15 protein-coding genes are annotated in these 19,475 nt (G+C 48.3%); 10 read left to right on the top strand and 5 right to left on the bottom strand.

The window, feature by feature from the left end; all coding sequences use genetic code 11:
* Genes FOB24_RS19465 through FOB24_RS19455 form a run of 3 tightly spaced genes read left to right on the top strand, consistent with a single transcriptional unit; the run spans nt 1 to nt 2,943 of the window.
* Nucleotides 1–1,110: a glycosyltransferase family 4 protein gene (locus FOB24_RS19465; RefSeq protein ID WP_150345355.1), complete on the top strand. Its 1,110-nt coding sequence runs from the start codon at nt 1–3 to the stop codon at nt 1,108–1,110.
* Nucleotides 1,111–1,112: 2 nt separating this feature from the next.
* Nucleotides 1,113–1,520: a hypothetical protein gene (locus FOB24_RS19460; protein WP_038632874.1), complete on the top strand. Its 408-nt coding sequence runs from the start codon at nt 1,113–1,115 to the stop codon at nt 1,518–1,520.
* A gap of 31 nt (nt 1,521–1,551) precedes the next feature.
* Nucleotides 1,552–2,943, top strand: a complete 1,392-nt coding sequence (locus FOB24_RS19455) for a DUF4832 domain-containing protein (protein WP_137351667.1) — start codon at nt 1,552–1,554, stop codon at nt 2,941–2,943.
* Nucleotides 2,944–2,989: 46 nt separating this feature from the next.
* On the opposite strand, the gene galE is transcribed toward FOB24_RS19455, so the two are convergent.
* The 3 genes from galE to FOB24_RS19440 form a co-directional block, all read right to left on the bottom strand.
* Nucleotides 2,990–4,006 (bottom strand): UDP-glucose 4-epimerase GalE, encoded by a 1,017-nt coding sequence (gene galE / locus FOB24_RS19450; RefSeq protein ID WP_038632871.1) that lies wholly within the window; start codon nt 4,004–4,006, stop codon nt 2,990–2,992.
* 63 nt (nt 4,007–4,069) lie between these two features.
* Nucleotides 4,070–5,008 (bottom strand): glucosamine inositolphosphorylceramide transferase family protein, encoded by a 939-nt coding sequence (locus tag FOB24_RS19445; RefSeq protein WP_150345354.1) that lies wholly within the window; start codon nt 5,006–5,008, stop codon nt 4,070–4,072.
* A gap of 222 nt (nt 5,009–5,230) precedes the next feature.
* Nucleotides 5,231–5,866, bottom strand: coding sequence for a carbonic anhydrase (locus FOB24_RS19440; RefSeq protein ID WP_038632863.1), 636 nt, complete (start codon nt 5,864–5,866; stop codon nt 5,231–5,233).
* 328 nt (nt 5,867–6,194) lie between these two features.
* Here FOB24_RS19440 and FOB24_RS19435 point away from each other — a divergent pair, with 328 nt between their 5' ends.
* Nucleotides 6,195–6,695: an anti-virulence regulator CigR family protein gene (locus FOB24_RS19435; RefSeq protein WP_038632857.1), complete on the top strand. Its 501-nt coding sequence runs from the start codon at nt 6,195–6,197 to the stop codon at nt 6,693–6,695.
* Between the two features lie 80 nt (nt 6,696–6,775).
* On the opposite strand, the gene FOB24_RS19430 is transcribed toward FOB24_RS19435, so the two are convergent.
* The gene (locus FOB24_RS19430) at nt 6,776–8,524 is read right to left on the bottom strand and encodes a sigma-54 interaction domain-containing protein (protein WP_150345353.1); all 1,749 of its coding nucleotides are present in this window, start codon (nt 8,522–8,524) and stop codon (nt 6,776–6,778) included.
* 380 nt (nt 8,525–8,904) lie between these two features.
* Here FOB24_RS19430 and dpaL point away from each other — a divergent pair, with 380 nt between their 5' ends.
* The 6 genes from dpaL to FOB24_RS19400 all read left to right on the top strand — a co-directional run bounded on the left by dpaL (nt 8,905) and on the right by FOB24_RS19400 (nt 18,641).
* A complete protein-coding gene (dpaL, locus tag FOB24_RS19425; protein WP_150345590.1) occupies nt 8,905–10,119 on the top strand; it encodes a diaminopropionate ammonia-lyase in 1,215 nt (404 codons plus the stop codon).
* A gap of 32 nt (nt 10,120–10,151) precedes the next feature.
* The gene (locus FOB24_RS19420; protein WP_038632852.1) at nt 10,152–11,336 is read left to right on the top strand and encodes a YgeY family selenium metabolism-linked hydrolase; all 1,185 of its coding nucleotides are present in this window, start codon (nt 10,152–10,154) and stop codon (nt 11,334–11,336) included.
* 67 nt (nt 11,337–11,403) lie between these two features.
* A complete protein-coding gene (locus FOB24_RS19415) occupies nt 11,404–12,996 on the top strand; it encodes an N-acyl-D-amino-acid deacylase family protein (protein WP_150345352.1) in 1,593 nt (530 codons plus the stop codon).
* Between the two features lie 78 nt (nt 12,997–13,074).
* Complete coding sequence (locus FOB24_RS19410) at nt 13,075–14,361, top strand: MFS transporter (protein ID WP_042313230.1); 1,287 nt, start codon at nt 13,075–13,077, stop codon at nt 14,359–14,361.
* A gap of 418 nt (nt 14,362–14,779) precedes the next feature.
* A complete protein-coding gene (evgA, locus tag FOB24_RS19405; protein ID WP_150345351.1) occupies nt 14,780–15,394 on the top strand; it encodes an acid-sensing system DNA-binding response regulator EvgA in 615 nt (204 codons plus the stop codon).
* Between the two features lie 4 nt (nt 15,395–15,398).
* The gene (locus tag FOB24_RS19400) at nt 15,399–18,641 is read left to right on the top strand and encodes a response regulator (RefSeq protein WP_150345350.1); all 3,243 of its coding nucleotides are present in this window, start codon (nt 15,399–15,401) and stop codon (nt 18,639–18,641) included.
* Nucleotides 18,642–18,717: 76 nt separating this feature from the next.
* Here FOB24_RS19400 and FOB24_RS19395 read toward each other — a convergent pair whose 3' ends face one another.
* Nucleotides 18,718–19,347, bottom strand: a complete 630-nt coding sequence (locus FOB24_RS19395; RefSeq protein WP_121529445.1) for a YfdX family protein — start codon at nt 19,345–19,347, stop codon at nt 18,718–18,720.
* Nucleotides 19,348–19,475 lie beyond the last annotated feature (128 nt).

The raw sequence follows: 19,475 nt of genomic DNA, 5'->3' as shown, positions 1-19,475 counted from the left end.
ATGAAAAAAATAACGGTTTTTGGCACACGAGGTATTCCGGATGTGTTGGGCGGCGTGGAGACTCACTGCCAGAATCTTTATCCTGCTATTAAGCAGCAGCTCGATGTTGATATTTGTGTTATCGCTCGCTCACCGTATGTGAATTACAAACGGTCAACGTATAAGAAAGTCGAAACCTATGCGCTGTGGGCGCCCAAAAAACGTTCGCTGGAAGCAATTGTTCATTCCGTTTTGGCGGCATTGAGGACAGTTTTCGACCATTCGGATATTGTGCATGTGCATGCTATCGGACCAGGCCTTGTGATCCCATTATTACGTGTTTTAGGCAAAAAGGTCGTTTTTACCCACCATGGGCCTGACTACGATCGTCAGAAATGGGGTTTCATTGCCCAAAAAATACTGTTGCTGGGTGAACGCTGGGCGGTGAGATACGCCAACGAGGTGATTGTGATTTCTGAGGTGATTAATCAACTGATCCAGAAAAAACATGGTCGCTATGACGCGCATTTAATTCACAACGGTGTGAACGATCCGCGGTTATTATCTGAGCTGACTATCGAAAATACGCTCTCCCGCTTTAGGCTACAGCCGAAAAATTATCTTGTGGTGGTTGGACGATTTGTAGAAGAAAAAGGGATGCATGACGCCATCGCCGCTTATCAACAAAGCGGTTTGACCATGCCGCTGGTGTTAATTGGCGATGCGGATCATCCGACTGAATACAGCATTCGCCTCAAAAAGCAGGCCGCCGACACGCCAGGCGTCGTGATGACCGGATTTTTACGCGGTGATGAGCTGCAGGCGGTATTTTCACAGGCGAAACTGTTTGTGATGCCTTCATATCACGAAGGTCTGCCTATTGCGTTGCTGGAAGCGATGTCCTTTTCTCTTCCCACCGTGGTCAGTGATATTCCGGCGAACCTGGAAGTTCAGCTACCTGCCGAAGCCTATTTTAAGGTCGGGGATGTGAACAGTCTGGCCGAGAAATTAACCCACTGGGTGACAGCCAATCGCGTGGACTATCGTGTATATTTGCAAAACTATAATTGGTATGAAATCGCCAAAAAGACAGTCAACGTCTATCACTCAATTGATAAAGATATAGGTTAATTTTGACCAGTCCTCAAAATCGTCCTCCCGTCATCGAGCGATTCTACGCTCACCTTGATGAGCAAATAGCGGCGGGGTTGACCCCGGAACAAAAAGCAGGGGTAGAAAACGCGATCCTGGCCTCGACATTGGCGTCACGGCATCAAATTGATATTCGCCGGAGTTTTCCTTTTTTCAGTAAACGTTTTTATCTGGTTTTTTTGTTTGGCAGAGATTTACGCCGCCAGCATCGCCAGGAATCGACTTTATCGCGGATCTTGCTCACTTTTTTGCTGTTGATCGCCGTGCTGTTCGTCACCTGCTGCGTATTGCTGACGTTGTATATGATCAAATCAGCGTTAGGTATTGATGTATTCCAAAATTTTCACGTCGGTATTTGGGACTGGTGGTTAAATCTGAAAAACCACTAGCGTGATTAAACCAGTGGGGGGCGTTACTGCGATGAAGAGTAAATGGGTTTCTGCGCTATTGGGTATGTTCCTCCCGCTGTCGGTCATGGCCGCATTAACGACCGTAACTCCCAAAGCATTGACAGGGCCGTTAACTAATCCGGGGATTGGCGTTGCCAGTTTTCATCAGGGATACGGTGAAACGCTGAGTCTGGCGGATTATCCCAATACCGGGTTCGAGTATGAGCGATTTTACTGGCGAGATCTGGAACCTGTTGAGGGCCAGTACAATTTTGCGCTGGTGGATGATGCCTTTAAATACGCAGCGGCGCAGCGTCCCGCGATGAATGTCGGGCTACGATTTATGGCGCTTGCCGATCCGGCGGATGGCACTAAAATTCCCGACTGGCTGATTAAAAAAGGCGTAAAAGGGACCTGGACGTCTGATAATAAGACGTTTGTGCCGGATTTAGATGACCCTTTGTTTATCGAATACAGCCAGCGACTGCTCAACGCATTGGGTCAGCGCTACGATGGTAATGAGAATCTCGCTTTTGTTGATATCGGCATGGTGGGGTCGTGGGGAGAGTGGCATAACAGCAACTTCCCCGACCTGCAGCCACTCATGCAGCGATACACCACCGGACAGTTGGATCGCTACGTTGCGATGCACTTTTCTGCCTTTCCCAAAACGCCCAAAATTATGCTGATAAGCGGTGGGCAAAGCCTGGCAAATGCGGTGGCGCGTGGGGCCGGGTGGCGAGCGGACTGTTGGGGCGACCTGCGCGTGTTTTCAGACTCGTGGAATCATATGCAAGATGACTATCCTCAGCGATTACTGGCAGCGCAGCAAAGTTATGCAGGCTTTAACGATGCCTGGAAACGCGCGCCGGTGAGTCTGGAAATCTGTTCGTATATGCAGGACTGGAAGAATTCTTTTCATTATACGCGCGCCGAAGTGCAGGGGATTTTTGACTGGGCGCTCAAGCAGCATGCCAGTACCATCAACCTGAAATCGAGAGCGATACCCAGCGATTATCGACCGATTGTCGACGATGCGCTGACCAAACTGGGCTACCGATTTCGCTTAGCGTCCCTGAGCCATGAGTCAGTGTGGAACAGTGGACAAACTCTGACGTTGAACAGTACCTGGTATAACGATGGAGTGGCACCGATCTACCTGTCCTATACGCTGGCATTTCGTGTAGTAGACAGTGCGAATAAGGTGGTGGCGCAGGGCAATGCGGCGGATGATATACGACATTGGCTCCCTGGAATTCATCAGGTTAGCTATGCGCTGCCTATGCCGGAGCAGTTGGCGAAAGGGCAATATGCGATTGAGGTTGCGATGCTGGATAAATCCGGCGCCGCGAGAATCAACCTGGCCAATGAAGGGAAGCAGAGCAACGGCTGGTATCGTGTATCAACAATAACGTCACGCTAGCCTGGTAAAGCCACGAGCCTGGCGACCAGGCTCGTGGCTGAGAACATCACAGGTTATAACCATTCGGGTTATTTTTTTGCCAGTTCCACGTGTCGCGCATCATTTCATCAAGGCTATAGATAGCCTGCCAGCCTAACTCTTTTCGCGCCAGAGAAGGGTCTGACCAACACTCGGCGATGTCTCCGGGTCTTCTGGCGACAAACTGATAATTAATTTTTGTCTGCGCCGCTTTTTCAAACGCCTCAATGAGGTCAAGTACGGAATACCCGACTCCGGTACCAAGATTAATCACCTTGTAAGCGGCGCCTTTGTTCTGGGAATCCAACGCGGCTAAGTGGCCGGTCGCCAGATCCATGACGTGTATATAATCACGAACGCCAGTACCGTCGGAGGTTGGGTAGTCATTACCGTATACCGACACGGTCTCAAGTTTACCAATCGCGACCTGGGAGATATACGGGACCAGATTATTGGGAATACCGTTAGGATCTTCGCCAATTCGACCCGATGGATGGGCTCCGGCCGGGTTAAAATAGCGCAGGCAGGTGATGCGAAAATCGGGCTGTGCGCGTGAAAAATCGGCCAGAATCTGTTCGACCATTAATTTAGACGTGCCGTACGGATTGGTCGTACCGCCCGTGCGCGACTGCTCGCTTAGCGGCACGCTTTCCGGATTACCGTATACCGTGGCCGATGAGCTAAAAATAAAACGATTCACGCCTGCGGCCCGCATCTCATCAAGTAATACCAGCGTACCCGTGACGTTGTTTTCATAGTAGGCGAGGGGTTCTTTTATCGACTCCGAAACCGATTTGAGTCCCGCAAAATGAATGACATCAGTGATGTTATGGCGGGTGAAAATGTTCTTTAACGCCTGCCGATCCAAAATATCGGCGATATAGACAGTTGGTTTCCTTCCGGCGAGTTCCGCGACTCTGTCCAGCGAGACTTGACAAGAGTTCGACAGATTATCAATGACAACGACATCATCGCCTCTTTCCAGTAGTGTTAAAACAGTATGTGAACCAATATAACCTGCGCCACCAGTGACAAGAATTGCCATACAGACTCCAGATTTATGCTATCAAAACGGGCATTGATTCACGCCACTACCATAGAAAACATGCTATTGGTGAAGTCTGGTAAGGTTGTAGTTACGATATCTCACCATACATTTATAAGATATTTTTTTAAGTATAGATAAAAAACTGAACTTGTTTATTTTTGAGTCATAAACAATATAGTTATTTGAGAAGTTTAGTGTATGGACACCATCACTGTGGTTGATCGAGGAATTGATTTTCTCGATCAGGCTTTCATCGAAAACAGTATCGTTCAATGCAACTAATTCTTTGATGTAGATAGATTTTCCGTAGGTTTCAGGTGTGCACTCCTGGGTGAGGAAGTACATTTTGTTATCGACAAGGTAAGGTGCGCCGGCTCCCCGGTGGTGATGGTTGCTCACCTTCAGTGAGGGGGCAATCCGCTGCCACTCCCCAAAGATATTCTCAGCAGAGTGAATAATGATTTCATTATCCATTGTGGTGGATAAAAGATAGCAGGTTTCATTAATTGTGAGAAACACATTATCAGTTAATTCAGTATCCGATATTAAGACTTTGATTTTCTTCCAGCGTGCCGGGAATTCTACCGACTGAAACAGTATGACTTCTTTTCTTTCTGAAGACTCAGGGATCATGAAAAGCTGATCGTTGATATGAATCAGGAAAGGGAATGACAAATGACACCTTAAGTCGTCAAAGCCCTCAAGTTTAACATCATCGATTTCAGTCAGTTCACGATCCAGGACGCGGCATCTTAGCGTACCTTTCGAATTTCGAAAGCTAAAAGCTTCATAAAAAACATACAGTTTATCGGCCTTTTCAACAATAAAAGGGTCGGCCTGAAACGTATATTTCTTTTTTAACTGCTGGGCAGTAGTTTTACTCAGTATTTCCAGAGTGTTATCGGGGAATAAGTGTGAGCCATGATCCTTTAGAATCATGATGTCCCACGACTCATGATAGAAAAATGTTTTAATTATTTTTTTTATTTTCGTTTGCATTCGCGCCTACTCCTTTAATTACCTGCATCTTAACAAAAATCTCATACGAACAGCTAATTTGCTGCTGCGTACATGATATCTGTCGTAATGTTGAATGAATGCGCGAAAGCTAATGCAGAAACATCAGAGGCTATTTTTAAAAATTAGGTCCGGGTGTGTTTTTTGTCTATAGCACAAAAGTAGGAAATAATTATCCAGAGCATCCTTGCTCCAGTGGAGGGTTTACTCGAAATGTACCTGCGGATTGTCAGCAAGGGAAACGTAGGTTTTGCTGTTTTTATCCAGGGTACGAATTTCACCGCTTTCGATGTCATACACCCAGCCATGCAGACGCAGCGCATTATTTCGCAGTCCAACAGCAACGGAAGGGTGCGTTTTAATATTGTTCAACTGAGCGATAACGTTCTCTTCCACCATGGCGTTAACTTTATCGATGGGATTATCCCAGGTTTTCTTCTCGACCACGGCCTTAGCTGCATCGGCATAGTGCAGCCAGTGCGCCACTGCGGGCATTGGATCGAGGGGCTGGCTATCAGCAATGGCTTTCATCGCGCCACAATTGGAATGGCCACAGATGACAATATCCGTCACACCGAGTGCGACTACCGCATATTCGATGGTGGCGGAGACACCACCGGGTTCCGGTCCGAAAGAGGGGACGATATTGCCGGCGTTGCGGATAACGAACAACTGCCCGGGCTCTTGCTGAGTCACCAGTTCTGGCACCAGACGGCTATCGGAACAGGAGATGAAAAGCGCTTTTGGATTCTGGCTGGATGCCAGGCTGCGGAAGAGTTCCTTACGTTGAGGGAAAATCTCTTTTTGGAAGTTGAGGAAGCCCTCAATGATATGTTGCATAGCAGTGTCTCTTTTCTCTGTTTGAGCAGGTTATGATGAAGATCACACTTTCCAGTTTAACACCAGCCGACAGAAGCGAAAGAGTTTATAGCAGTTTCGCAACATTTTTGACTGATTTTTCTCCACCGTAGCGAGGGTGAAATGTGATATGCGTTCTGCCGTTCTGAGTTAACAGATGGCGGGGGTAGACTGCAAATGGGGACATTCGCAAGCCTACGCCTGGCAAAATGACATCGCTTTTTTTGCCAATAAATCGGAGTTATAGCGATAGCCAGTCATCATGGAATACCTTACATTTTTATATGTATCCACACCTCAAGGAATCATCATGTCCAGACTCCGTACTTTAGCAACGGCTTTAGTCGCCGTTGCCGCGATGACGATGTGCGCCACCCCTGTATTCGCAAACCCCGGTAACGGCAATGGCAATGGTAATAGTGGCAACCATGGTAATAGCGGAAACAAGGGTAATAGTGGTAACAGCCAGAAAGGAAACGCCGGCCAAAAAAATAATGCACATACAGAACAGCGTAAAAATTATGGCAAGCCGGATCATGTGGATAGCGACATCAGCTATAACGTGGCCAGGCAGTATGCTGTCAGATATGGTTTGACGGGGTATAAATCACTGCCGCCAGGCATTGCCAAAAATCTGGCGCGAGGAAAACCGCTTCCTCCGGGGATAGCTAAAAAAAGCGTCCCACCTTCTATGTTGAATCAACTGCCGTATTATCCTGGTTATGAATGGCAGGTCGTTGGCGACAATCTGGTGTTGATTGCACTGAGCACGGCGATTGTCACTGCCGTTATTAATGGCGTGTTTGATTGATTCGCCACGGAATTAATTGGCTCTGTTGTGCCTGCTGGGCGCCCGCATTACGCGGGCTTTTTCGTTAAGTAAGGTCAGGTTTATAACCCGTACAGCTTTATTTTTCGATAAAGCGTGGCAATGCTGATCCCCAGTTCGGTCGCTGCCTGTTTTTTCCCCTCCACGCTTGCGCCAAAACGCTGGATGACATTTTCTATGGCCTCCCTTTCCGCTTGTTTTCCCTTATTAGCAAGCTGCTGAGGCTGGGCTGTCATCGACGTTTTTCTGCTGTCAGCTGCGGTGAGCAGGTAAGGAGGCAGATGGCTGGCGTTGATCCCTGCGGCTTCCCCGCGCATCACGAAAATATATTCGATAACGTTACGTAATTCACGAATGTTGCCAGGCCAGTGCCAGGCATAGAGGCGGTTGATGACATCATCGGGAAGTTTTTGTGATGGTCGCTGATAACTGACCGAAAACTCATCGGCAAAATATTGCGCGAGGACCGCAATATCTGCCCGCCGTTCGCGCAACGAGGGAAGAACCAAAGGGACCACGTTCAGGCGATAGAAAAGATCTTCGCGAAACTGATTACTCTCCACCATCGCGTTAATGTTTTTGTTAGTCGCGGCAATAATTCGTACATCAATATTGATGGTGTTGTTAGACCCGACGCGGGTGATCGCTTTTTCCTGCAGAACCCTGAGCAGCTTAGCCTGCAGATGAAGCGGCATATCGCCGATCTCATCCAGAAACAGACTGCCGCCGTTGGCCAGTTCAAATTTTCCCACGCGGCCTTTGGGGTCGGCCCCGCTGAATGCGCCGCGCACATAACCAAACAGTTCGCTTTCCAGCAACTGTTCGGGAATGGCAGCACAGTTGATTGTTACGAAGGGGGCGGCTTTACGGGGGCTGCTCTGGTGAATGGCAAATGCCACGACCTCTTTTCCTGAGCCACTTTCGCCGGTAATAAGCACACTGGCATAGCTGTTGGCGATTTTACCGATGGTGCTTCTGAGCTGTTCCATCAAGGGGGAGTGACCAATCAACCGCACCTGGGTGTCGGCCTCATAAGGCGATGGAAGAAGGGTACTCAGGTAGTCGTGCGCGTCACGAAAGATAATCATGGTTAAGCGATCGTTATCCAAAGACGAGAGCGAAATTTGCTTGCACAGTACATGGTATTTATGACCTTCGAGCGTCAGCCAGGCCTCCTCATCGCCATACAAACTGTCCCCGGTTGTTTCAATGGTTAACGGTAATCCCTGAACCTCGCGATTGAGAATGCGATCGGCTGAATGGTTGGCATGCCAGACAAGACCATCACCATCGATTGCCACGACGCCGCGGTCCATGGCATCGATCAGACGGCGAAATGCGCCCAGCCTTTCCTGCGCGCGTAAACGTTCCAGACATTCAAAAACCTTACTGGAGATCATCACGGCTATTTGCTCAATGAAAGTAACAAATTTCTCAATCTGGCTCAGGAGGGTGTCGCGCTGCGCCTGGGTTGAGCAAATAATCCCGATCACCCCAATGACGCGATTGTTGAGAAAAATTGGTGCGTTCAAATCCAGCATTTCAGAACAATAGTGGTGTTTTTCACATAACTGACACAGTGGATGTTCGCCAGGATTTTTGATCAGCACCGTTTCCCGCACCTGCAAAACGTGGCGGTAGATGTAGCCATTTTTTGCCACGTTTTCATTGAGCATGTGCCGGTATTTACCGGTGCCAGCGATGCGCATTAAAGATTCATCAATGATCTCAACATCCGTTCCGGTGATGCCAGAAATAGCATCGGCATAATTGCATATATCATCCTGAATATTGCTGAGTACTGAAATCATGCTACTTCTCCGGCGCGTGTCGCATTTCTCATGGAAAATGATAAATAGGCGAACTAATCCAAAAATGATTTGCGAAAAATCAATCTACTGCTCTGTTTTAGTATGTTTTTTTTATTTTATCTTCCGCGATCACACTATTTATCAATTGTGAGAATTTATCAAAATGAAACGATAAACTAACGCGATGATATTTTTGGCTGCAAATATTGCATTCTATCTATTTAATTGAAATTTAAGTGTTTATTAATTTATTCATAAGATTTTACTCAATTAATAAAAAGCTGGTAAGCATTTTGCTCTATTGGCATTACCGATAGCGGAAATATCTCTGTATGACATCAATTGCAGGGAATGGATTACCAGCACAATGAGGTTTTATGATGCAGGAAAACTTATCATTTTTTATCAACCAGACACCGTTTACCGAACATCCGAACGCGCCGTTGGCTCCGTTTAGCCACCAGGAGTTGGTCAAGGCGTTGAATTTTCATCGGTCTATTCCGGGATATTCCCCAACGCCGTTGTATACGCTGCCGGCACTTTCACAAAAACTGGGCGTAAAAAATATCTACCTCAAAGATGAGTCGCAGCGTTTTGGCCTGAAAGCTTTTAAAGCGCTGGGCGGTTCCTATGCGATGGCGTGCCATATCGCAGAATTAGTCGGTAAAGATATCAGCGAATTACCGTTTGATGTGATGACCAGCGAAGAGGTGCGCCGCGATCTGCAAACCGTTACGTTTGCTACCACCACCGATGGCAATCACGGTCGCGGCGTTGCCTGGATGGCGCGACAGTTGAAGCAAAATGCCGTGGTTTACATGCCAAAAGGTTCTTCACAGCAACGTCTGACGTCGATCCGTAACGAAGGCGCTACCGCCGAAATCGTCGATATGAACTATGACGATGCGGTTCGCATGACCGCGGAACAGGCGGAAAAGCATGGCTGGATAGTGGTGCAGGATACCGCCTGGGAAGGGTATGAAAAGATCCCGCAGTGGATTATGCAGGGTTACGGCACGCTGATGCTGGAGGCGATCGACCAGCTGCATCAGGTTGCGCCGACGCACATTTTTGTTCAGGCAGGCGTTGGCTCGTTTGCCGGCATGGTTCAGGGAATGGTGACGGCGGCATGGGGAGAAAATCGCCCGAAAGTGATCGTCGCCGAGGCGTTAATTGCCGATTGTCTCTACCGCTCCGCCCGCTCGAAAGAGGGTGATGCCATAGCGGTGGGCGGAGATTTGCAAACCGTGATGGCTGGTCTCGCCTGCGGTGAGGCAAATAGCATTGGCTGGAAGCTGTTGCGTGATTATGCCACCGCATTTGCCTCCTGCCCGGATGAGGTTGCGGCGCTTGGCATGCGCATGTTGGGTAATCCGCTGGCAGGCGATCCGCAGATCGTTTCTGGTGAGTCCGGGGCGGTGACGACCGGCCTGCTGTCACTGCTGATGTCCTCGCCTGAACTGGCGCAAACGCGTACGCAACTGGGGCTGGATGAGCATTCCCGCGTGTTGTTGATAAGTACTGAGGGTGACACTGACCCACAACAGTATCTGGATATTGTCTGGGGCGGTCAGTACCCGAGCATCAACAAATAATTTCCTGATTGAGAATAAGAACGGAGAAAACCATGTTATCTGCAAACCGTATTGAAGAAGTGATTAAAAACTGTCAGGCGCTAATCCAACAAAAAAGTTATTCCGGTCAGGAAGGGGAAGTGGTTAATGCCATAAAAACAATGATGCAGCATTACCAGTTCGATGACATCCATGTTGATAAGTACGGCAACATTGTTGGCGGTATCGTGGGTAATCAGCCAGGGAAAACGCTGGTCCTCGATGGACATATTGATACTGTACCGGTGAACGAAGAGAAGTGGACCCGCAACCCGTACGGCGGTGATATCGAAGATGGCAAGATTTATGGTCGCGGTACGACCGACATGAAAGGCGCCGTGGCGGCAATGATCTCCGCCGTGGGTTTTTTCGGCCAGGACAACCAGCGTAATTTCGCCGGGAAAATCTACGTTGCCTGTATCGTGCATGAAGAGTGCTTTGAAGGCATTGCCGCTCGTCTGGTCAGCGAGCGCTATAAGCCAGACTACGTAATCATCGGTGAAGCTTCCGAGCTAAACCTGAAAATTGGCCAGCGTGGACGTGCTGAAATTGTGGTTGAAACGTTTGGTAAACCTGCGCACTCCGCCAACCCGCAGGCAGGGATTAATGCGGTGTATAAAATGGCGCAATTGATCGACAAAATTCGCACCATTACCCCGCCAACGCACCCAGTACTCGGGCCTGGCATTCTCGAACTGACCGACATTAAATCTTCGCCGTACCCAGGTGCCTCGGTCGTGCCGGATTACTGCCGCGCAACCTACGATCGCCGTTTGCTAGTGGGCGAAACCAAAGAAAGCGTCATTGCCCCGCTGGAAAATGTCCTGGCAGAATTCATCACGCAGGATCCGCAGTTTAAGGCCCGTGTCTCCTACGCTGTGGGCCAGGAGTCTTGCTATACCGGTGCCACCATTGAGGGGGAGCGCTTCTTCCCGGGCTGGGTGTATGACGAGTCGGATGAATTCGTGCAAGCCGCTCTGGCTGGCGTCCGCGAGGCCGGGTTTAATCCGACCATCACGCAATACTCATTTTGCACCAACGGTAGTCACTATGCGGGCGAAGCGGGAATTAAAACTATCGGCTTCGGACCTTCGCGTGAAAATCTGGCGCACACCATTGATGAGTATATCGAGATCGATCAGTTAACCGGTTCGGCCAGCGGCTATTACAGCATCATCCAGACACTCTATCGCCAATAAAAGAACGATAAAAATCCTCTTACCTTACAGGCGGTGCCGCGCAGCGCCGCCGCAATGGAGAATAACGATGAAAACCATTTTCAAAAACGGAAATGTGATCGATGGGACGGGCAGTGAAGGCAGAATTGCCGATGTGGTCGTTGATGACGGACGTATTGTCGCAATCGGTCAAATAGAAGTTGGCGTCAATGAACAGGTTATTGATGCCACGGGAAAAATTATTTGTCCTGGCTTTATTGATACCCATACGCACTCTGATCTGTCGGCGATTATTAACCCCGCGCTGTCGGCAAAAATTCGCCAGGGAATTACCACTGAATTGCTGGGGCAGGATGGCGTCGCGTTAGCACCGTTGCCGGAAGAATATATTCCGGCGTGGCGTAAAAATATCGCCGGACTGGACGGCGATACCGACAAAATAGACTGGAAATATAAAAATACGGACGGTTATCTCAATCTGTTGGCATCACGACATCCGGCGACAAACCTTGCCTATTTAGTTCCGCATGGCAATGTGCGCATGGAGGCGATGGGGCTGGATGGGCGGCCTTCGACCCGTGAAGATGTGGCGAAGATGTGCGAAGTTCTTGAGCGGGAATTAAAAGCGGGCGCGTTTGGTCTTTCCACCGGGCTTATCTATATGCCTTGCGCCTTTGGCGATACTGCCGAAATGATTGAACTGTGCAAGGTCACGGCGAAATATAACGGGATCTTTGTGGTACATCAGCGCAGTGAAGCTGACGATATTATCAACTCAACGCAGGAACTGATCGATATCGCCAAAGCCACAGGCGTCTGGCTACATATTTCACATATGAAGGTTTGCGGAAAGAAAAACTGGGGACTGATCGACCAGATGCTGGGGATGCTGGAGCAGGCGCAGGAAGAGGGGATCCGCATCTCTTTCGACCAGTATCCCTATGTGGCGGGCAGCACGATGCTCGGCGTGATCCTGCCGCCATGGGTCCACTCCGGTGGAACAGACAAATTACTGGAACGCCTGGCCTCACCTGAACTGCGCGCCAAAATGATCGAGGATATTCAGCAGGGCATCCCTGGCTGGGATAACTTTATCGATTTTGCCGGTCTGGACCAGATTTTTGTTACCAGCGTGAAAACGGCCAAAAATCAGGATGCCGTTGGTCTGAACCTCCTCCAGTTGGGTGAATTGCGCGGGAAAGACCCCTACAACGCCACCTTCGACCTGCTTTATGAAGAAGAAAACGCCGTCGGAATGGTCGACTTCTACGGCACTGAAGAGCATGTGATTAAGTTTCTCTGTCGGCCAGAGCAAAACGTTTGTACCGACGGTTTAATGGGGGCCGGAAAACCGCACCCTCGCGTGTTCGGCGCATTCCCACGTGTGCTCGGTAAATACGTACGTGAAGAGGGATGTCTGAGCTGGGAAGCGGCAATTCGCAAAATGACGGGTAAACCTGCTGAGGTGCTGGGCCTGCAGGATCGCGGGCTGCTGAAGGTGGGTTACGCGGCGGATATTGTGATGTTCGATCCGAACACTATCGCTGATAGGGGCACGTTTGTTGAACCTAATCAGTATCCGCAAGGGATTGAAATTGTCATGGTTAATGGGCGCATTGCCTTAATTAATGGCACGGAAAGTTATGCCTGTAGCGGTACGGTTATAAGAAAACAATATTAATAAATAACGCTAAACACGCATTGATCTATCGCGACTATTTATGGCCGCGGTAGATCACTACACCCTAAGGACATCACAATGAACCTACAAACATCTTTACCTTCAGGTAAACCAAAGACCTGGAAAGCAAGATATACCGTCCTGACATTGATCTGGCTGGCGTGGCTCCTCTCTTTTCTCGACAGAATGGTCATGAGCGTTTCGCTCCCTTATATCGGCAAAGATTTAAATCTGGATACCACCCAACAGGGTTTAATTATTAGCGCCTTTTTTATTGGTTATGCCGCGTTTCAAATTCCCGGTGGTTTACTGGCGGATAAGTTTGGCTCGCGTAAAATCATGGCCATTGGTATTGCCTGGTGGTCTGTTTTCACCAGCTTAACCGGCGCTGTGCTGACGCTACCGCTAATGCTGGCAGTGCGCTTCTTCTTTGGTATCGGCGAAGGGTGCTTCCCGTCGGCCTCCTGGAAGATGATTTCGACCTATTTCCCGTCGAAAGAGCGTGGGCGCGCGACGGCGATTCAATCAACGGTGAACACCTTAGGCCCGGCGCTGGCGGTTGTGGTCGCAGCCAGCATTATTGGGGCTTTTGGCTGGCATATGGTTTTTATCGTGCTGGGTATTCCTGGACTGTTTATTGCCGCAGGGATCTACTTATTTACGCGTGACAACCCGAAAGATCACCCCGCCATTACGCAGCAGGATCTGGCGGAACTGGCCGTTGACGATCAGGGTGGGCTGCAAAATACCAGCGCTATCGCGTTTAAAGACGTACTCAAAATGCCGGTGCTCTGGCAAATGGCAAGTATCTGGTTTTTGTTTGATATCACCTTCTGGGGATTTTCAACCTGGTTGCCCAGTTATCTGATCACCGTACGTGAATTTTCTCTGGCCAAGACCGGCGTAATGGCGGCAATTCCCTTCCTGTTTGGCGCAGGAGGCACATTGTTAGGCGGATACTGTTCAGATAAATTCAAACCGATGCGTAAAACGTTGTACGTCGTCACCTCAGTCATTGCCGCAGGCTTCCTGTACCTGACCTTCAGCGTGAGCAGCGCAGATATGGCGGTGGTTTATCAGTGTATTTCAGCCCTGTTCATGTTCTTCGCTATGGCGACGTTCTGGGGAATTTTGATGGACACTATCCCCAGCAACATTATGGGACGGGCGTCGGGGATCGTTAACTTTGGCGGTCAGATGGCGGGCGTTGTTTCTGCACCTATCATCGGCTGGCTGATCCAAAGCAGCGCAGGAAGCTATAACAGCGCCTTTATCTTTATGATTGCCGCACTGTTATGTTCTGCCGTCGTTACGCTGACCGTGAAAAACTCGCGCGCGGTTGGAGCATTACCCAGTCAGGCTTGATTAATGTCTGTCTCCTGTGGCTCTGCTGTTTCAGAGCCACAGGGATTGACGGGCATCAACGTTTAATCACTCGCAATAACTGAATTTCCCGCCAGATGTACAGTTACCACTGCAATTCTATTCCTCTCCTTATTAAGAATTAAGCATAATAAATGAAAGACCAGTCCTACATGTGTAGGAATATTCCCTCTATAATGTGTTAATGATTTGATCTACAGAAAGGCTCAAGGTTTAATTCTTGTAAATCTAAATGTTATTTTTATGATTTATTCATCTTGATTATGAAAAAATCATAAAATATACACGTGACTATGTTAGAATTTGCGTCTTGGGTCTGGCACTTATAAATCAGTAATATTGAAGACTCACCTGCACTATAGCCATCGCCTTTCTTTATTTATCGGGATTCTTATACGCAATGAACGCGATAATCGTTGATGATCACCCTTTGGCCCGCATTGCCATTCGCAACTTACTCGATACTAATGGTATCGCTGTGACCACTGAACTCGACAGTGGCGAGCAAGTCGTACAGGTGGTTGAAAAAAACAAACCTGAACTGCTAATTATTGATGTGGATATTCCTGGTATCAGTGGCATCGAGGTGCTGGAACAATTACGCAAACGGCACTATGCTGGTGTGATCATTATCATTTCAGCAAAAAATGAATATTTTTATGGTAAACGTAGTGCTGAATACGGTGCTAACGGATTTGTGAGTAAAAAAGAAGGCATGAATAATATTCTTGCCGCCATCGAAGCCGCCAAAAATGGTTATAGTTATTTCCCTTTCTCCCTTGAACACTTTACTGGTTCATCGGCCAGCGAACAGGATAAACTTGATACGTTATCAACACAGGAAATGAGAGTGTTGCGTTATATCCTTAATGGTATGGATTACAGTACGATTGCCAGTAAAATGAATATCAGTAATAAAACGGTCAGTACTTATAAAAGTCGTTTAATGGAAAAATTAGATTGTTCTTCATTAATGGAAATTTATGATTACGCGCAAAGAAATAAAATAGGGTAGAGTAATGCTGGAACGCTTATTTATTTTTTTGATGGTCATATTTACCATCGGATTATCTACGGATGTGAGTTCAGCGCGCCAGGTTGAACTAAAAAGTAACTATAATACTGCGGTGCAAAATATCAGCTTAAACAGGGAAGAAACAAACTGGTTGGCGCATAAAAAAACATTAGTGGTTGGCACCTGGTTACCGGAAGTCTCACCTATTGTCTATCAAAACAGCGGGGAAAATTATCGGGGCGTTAACGCGGACTACCTTGCGCTAATGCAAAAAAGTCTCAATGTAAAAATTGTTATAAAGCAATACGATAACGAGCAGCAGGCGCTTGCCGCACTCGCCAGTAATGATGTTGATACGTTGATAACCCAGCTTTCCCGGCGGCAGGATGTCGGCGGGCATTTACTGCGCACATCGGCATTACTCACAACGTGGCCGACGCTTGTGACGTCATTAAAAAACACGATGCTACCGCTGATGACGAACCATAAGGTCAGCGTCGCCTGTGTGCGGGATTGCCCTTTTCTTAACGTTATCCAGGACGCTTTTCCTGATGCTAAAGTCTCATTTTATGACGACGAGTATCAGGCAATGGCGTCGGTGGTGAACGATGATAACCAATATTATATTGGTAACAATATTACCACTAGTCATTGTATCTCGCGGTATTTCTCGCAATCCCTGGTTATTACGCATTATTTTGATAAGCAAGAACAATATAATTATTTTGTGGTTAATGAAAATCAACCGCTATTAAGAAATATTCTTGATGGTTTTATTACATCAATAAGTAATGAAATCCATATGCAGGTGATGCAGAACTGGTTAAATCGCGGTAATCTTGCTTATCTGAATGCGCCCATTCCTTTCAGTCATCAGGAAAAAGAATGGCTGAAGAATAAACATACTATCCGCATTTTGATCAACCCGGATTACCCACCCTATACGCTGGTAGATAGCAGCGGCGAGTTACGCGGTATTCTTGGCGATTTGCTGAATATTATTCATCTGCAAACGGGTCTTAATTTTGAACCTGTTTTGGCCACGTCCAGAAGTGAACAGACCAAACTCATCAGTGGTGGGCAGTGGGATATGTATCCGACGATCGCCCCGACTAACCAAAACCAGGACGATTCGGCATTGAGCGATCCGCTGATGAATGTTGCATTCGTGGTTATCACATCGCGCCAGGAAACAGCCGACTCGCTGCTGGGAAAACCGATACGTATTGCTCTGCCTGCCGGACATATTCTGGAACGTGGCCTCAAACAACAGTATCCGCAGGTGACCTGGGTGAATGCGGATACCGGTAGCGCTGCAATGGCTATGGTCAAGGAGGGCGACGTTGATGCGGCAATCGCGACCGAATTGTCGGCAAAGTTCATTACCGATCATTACTACCAGAATAATATGCACTTCTTCCGGCTGCCTGATATGCCAGGCGCAGCGGTGAGTTTTGCTATTTCTTCTCATGAGCCGATGCTGAAGTCTGTCATTGATAAGGCCCTGCAAGCCATACCTCCGCGTGAAATTTTACAGATGACGGAGAAGTGGTCGAAGATTTCCAATACCCAGGTTGATATCTGGAGCCGATATAGCAAACAGTTCTATCAACTGGGGTTATTTGCGCTGGTACTTATTGCTATTAGCCTGATCTGGGGGATATCACTCTCCCGTGAAGTCCGTAAAAGAAAGCAATCGCAGCGGTTACTGGAAGAACAGTTGCATCTGAAAGAGGTTTTATCTCAAGAGCTGGAGACCGAAAAGAATAAAGCGATTGCCGCCACAAAAGCCAAAAGCCGTTTTCTGGCGAGCATGAGTCATGAGTTACGTACCCCGGTAAGCTCGATTGTTGGTTTTGTGGAATTACTCTCAAGCTCTGAGCTCAGTCCGGCACAACGCAAAGAGGCCATTGCATTGACTGGGGCGACGGCTCAATCATTGCTGGGACTGATTGGTAAGATTCTGGACGTTGATAAGATTGAATCCGGAAAATATGAGGTTGTTCCCCAGTGGACCGATCTCTCGCAGCTTATTGAATTGCAGTGCCACTCTTTCGATGCCCTGGCCAGGCAGAAAGGTATATCGCTTGCCTGTGTCAGCCAGTTGCCAGTAAATGAGCGGGTATTTGTCGATCAGCAGGCTTTGCGGCAAATTCTCACCAATCTGGTGGGAAATGCGCTGAAGTTTACGGCGCAGGGCAGTATTCATGTTACGGCCCGACTGACTCCGGACACAGATAATCACGGCACCCTGACAATCGCCATCAGTGATACCGGTTGTGGCATTAGCGAAGAAGAGCAGGCTGGACTGTTCCATCGTTATGCTCAGGGGCGTTGCGGACGTCAACAAACGGGGTCTGGTCTGGGGTTATTTATCTGCAAAGAACTGGTAACGCTGATGGGCGGTACGCTGGAGCTGAGGAGTATTCCGGCTCAGGGAACCACGTTCACGATTACGCTGCCGGTTGAAACTGCCCGACAGTCGATAGTAGCGGATGGGGATACCCCTGGCGCTGTGCTACCGCTACCGTGTCTGTCGATTCTGATCGCAGACGATAACCCAACTAATCGCCTGCTACTTAAACGCCAGTTGAATACCATTGGCTACAGCGTGGATGAGGCCTGTGATGGCGAGGAAGCCGAAGCCAAACTGGCCAAAAAATCATACGACCTGTTGATAACCGATGTGAATATGCCTAAGAAAGACGGGTTTGATCTCGCGGCTTCACTACGTCGTCAACAACCTCACTTGCAAATATGGGGGCTGACGGCCAGTGCGCTCCCGCAGTCACGCGATCGATGTCTGCAAAACGGTATGAATTTGTGTCTGTTTAAGCCGGTGTCAATCCAGACGCTGACGCATGAACTGAGCAAAATCGACACGGGCTATGCGTCACCTTGTGCAATCCGGCATTTAAAATTCAATGTACTGACTGAAAATACCGGTGGCGATCGCGCATTAATGAACGAGATACTCGAAACATTCCGCGAAGCAACGCTGAGTGATTTACAAGCGGCTGAGAAAGCCGTTGCGCAAGATGAGCCGCAGCTGTTTTTACGGGCGCTTCATCGGTTGCATGGTTCGGCGCAAATTCTGGGTATCACCGCGCTTCAGACGCTTTGCGAACCTTTTGAGTCTATGCGACATGACGATCTTCCGCTGGCTGTACGGCAGCAGGCATTACAGAAAATTGTTGCTGTCATGCGAGAAATTGAAATTGAGATCGACAGTCTGATGAGCCATTAATCCCCCCGGATCGGGTAGCCGTAGCTGCCCGATCCGGAGAGAAATGTCTTGATTCATCACTCGTTAGTACAGAGTATTACTGGCCTGCACCCACCATTTCGCTATCAATAACAATACCTTCTTCAGCACCTTTTAACACAAGGTTAGCCTCATAAAATTTACCCGTGGACAGCAGTTTTTGGGCGCTGGCAACGGCTTTACGCGTCTGATTCAAAGGCATCAGGTATTGGGTCTGAAGCACGCTGATCCCAGCCAGTTGCAAGGTATCCACTGCACCTTTCCAGTCACCTTTGGCCATTTTGCCATTCGCGGTTTTGATAGCAGATTCTTTTTCCGGCGTAGCAATATAGTCTTCTGATAATGCGATCGTAGCGTTAATAATTACGTACTGATCGTCAATCATCTTCGCCTTAGGCGCTGCTTTGACAAATTTCGCCCAGTCGCTGCTGTCGCCTGCCAACAGGGAAGCGGCGTCATTGGTTAATTTTTTTGCGCTGTCAGGCTGTCCGTGAAACAGAGCCAGACGAGCCAGTTGAATATCGCGCATCGCATTGGCACCTTTTACGGCGACCTGCATAATATCGGCTGCTTCTTTTTGTACATTGGCTGTGGCTGTTTGTGCCGCAGTGGGAGTAGTGGCAGATGCCATTACCGGAGCTGAGCCCATCATAGTTGCAAGCAGACCTGCAAGAATAATCTTTTTCATTACGTTCTCCTGAATAAAGTTGGTATTGTTCACCAAACGCAATAATCATATTAAATAAGTTTAAAGAGAGGAATCAGAGCCAGGATAGAATAATGAGCGCTTAATCTTACAGGTGTCAGACGTCTGAC

The sequence above is a fragment of the Citrobacter werkmanii genome (assembly GCF_008693645.1).
Classification (GTDB): Bacteria; Pseudomonadota; Gammaproteobacteria; order Enterobacterales; family Enterobacteriaceae; genus Citrobacter; species Citrobacter werkmanii.
Note: the sequence above shows the minus strand (reverse complement) of the source record. Positions and strands in the feature narration are given on the sequence as shown.

Bases quoted from the DNA above. Each gene is read 5' to 3' on its own strand.
- FOB24_RS19465 (WP_150345355.1), top strand. From the start codon at position 1: ATGAAAAAAATAACGGTTTTTGGCACACGAGGTATTCCGGATGTGTTG.
- FOB24_RS19395 (WP_121529445.1), bottom strand. From the start codon at position 19,347: ATGAAAAAGATTATTCTTGCAGGTCTGCTTGCAACTATGATGGGCTCA.
- FOB24_RS19415 (WP_150345352.1), top strand. From the start codon at position 11,404: ATGAAAACCATTTTCAAAAACGGAAATGTGATCGATGGGACGGGCAGT.
- galE (WP_038632871.1), bottom strand. From the start codon at position 4,006: ATGGCAATTCTTGTCACTGGTGGCGCAGGTTATATTGGTTCACATACT.
- evgA (WP_150345351.1), top strand. From the start codon at position 14,780: ATGAACGCGATAATCGTTGATGATCACCCTTTGGCCCGCATTGCCATT.
- FOB24_RS19455 (WP_137351667.1), top strand. From the start codon at position 1,552: ATGAAGAGTAAATGGGTTTCTGCGCTATTGGGTATGTTCCTCCCGCTG.
- FOB24_RS19410 (WP_042313230.1), top strand. From the start codon at position 13,075: ATGAACCTACAAACATCTTTACCTTCAGGTAAACCAAAGACCTGGAAA.
- dpaL (WP_150345590.1), top strand. From the start codon at position 8,905: ATGCAGGAAAACTTATCATTTTTTATCAACCAGACACCGTTTACCGAA.
- FOB24_RS19430 (WP_150345353.1), bottom strand. From the start codon at position 8,524: ATGATTTCAGTACTCAGCAATATTCAGGATGATATATGCAATTATGCC.
- FOB24_RS19440 (WP_038632863.1), bottom strand. From the start codon at position 5,866: ATGCAACATATCATTGAGGGCTTCCTCAACTTCCAAAAAGAGATTTTC.
- FOB24_RS19420 (WP_038632852.1), top strand. From the start codon at position 10,152: ATGTTATCTGCAAACCGTATTGAAGAAGTGATTAAAAACTGTCAGGCG.
- FOB24_RS19400 (WP_150345350.1), top strand. From the start codon at position 15,399: ATGCTGGAACGCTTATTTATTTTTTTGATGGTCATATTTACCATCGGA.
- FOB24_RS19435 (WP_038632857.1), top strand. From the start codon at position 6,195: ATGTCCAGACTCCGTACTTTAGCAACGGCTTTAGTCGCCGTTGCCGCG.
- FOB24_RS19445 (WP_150345354.1), bottom strand. From the start codon at position 5,008: ATGCAAACGAAAATAAAAAAAATAATTAAAACATTTTTCTATCATGAG.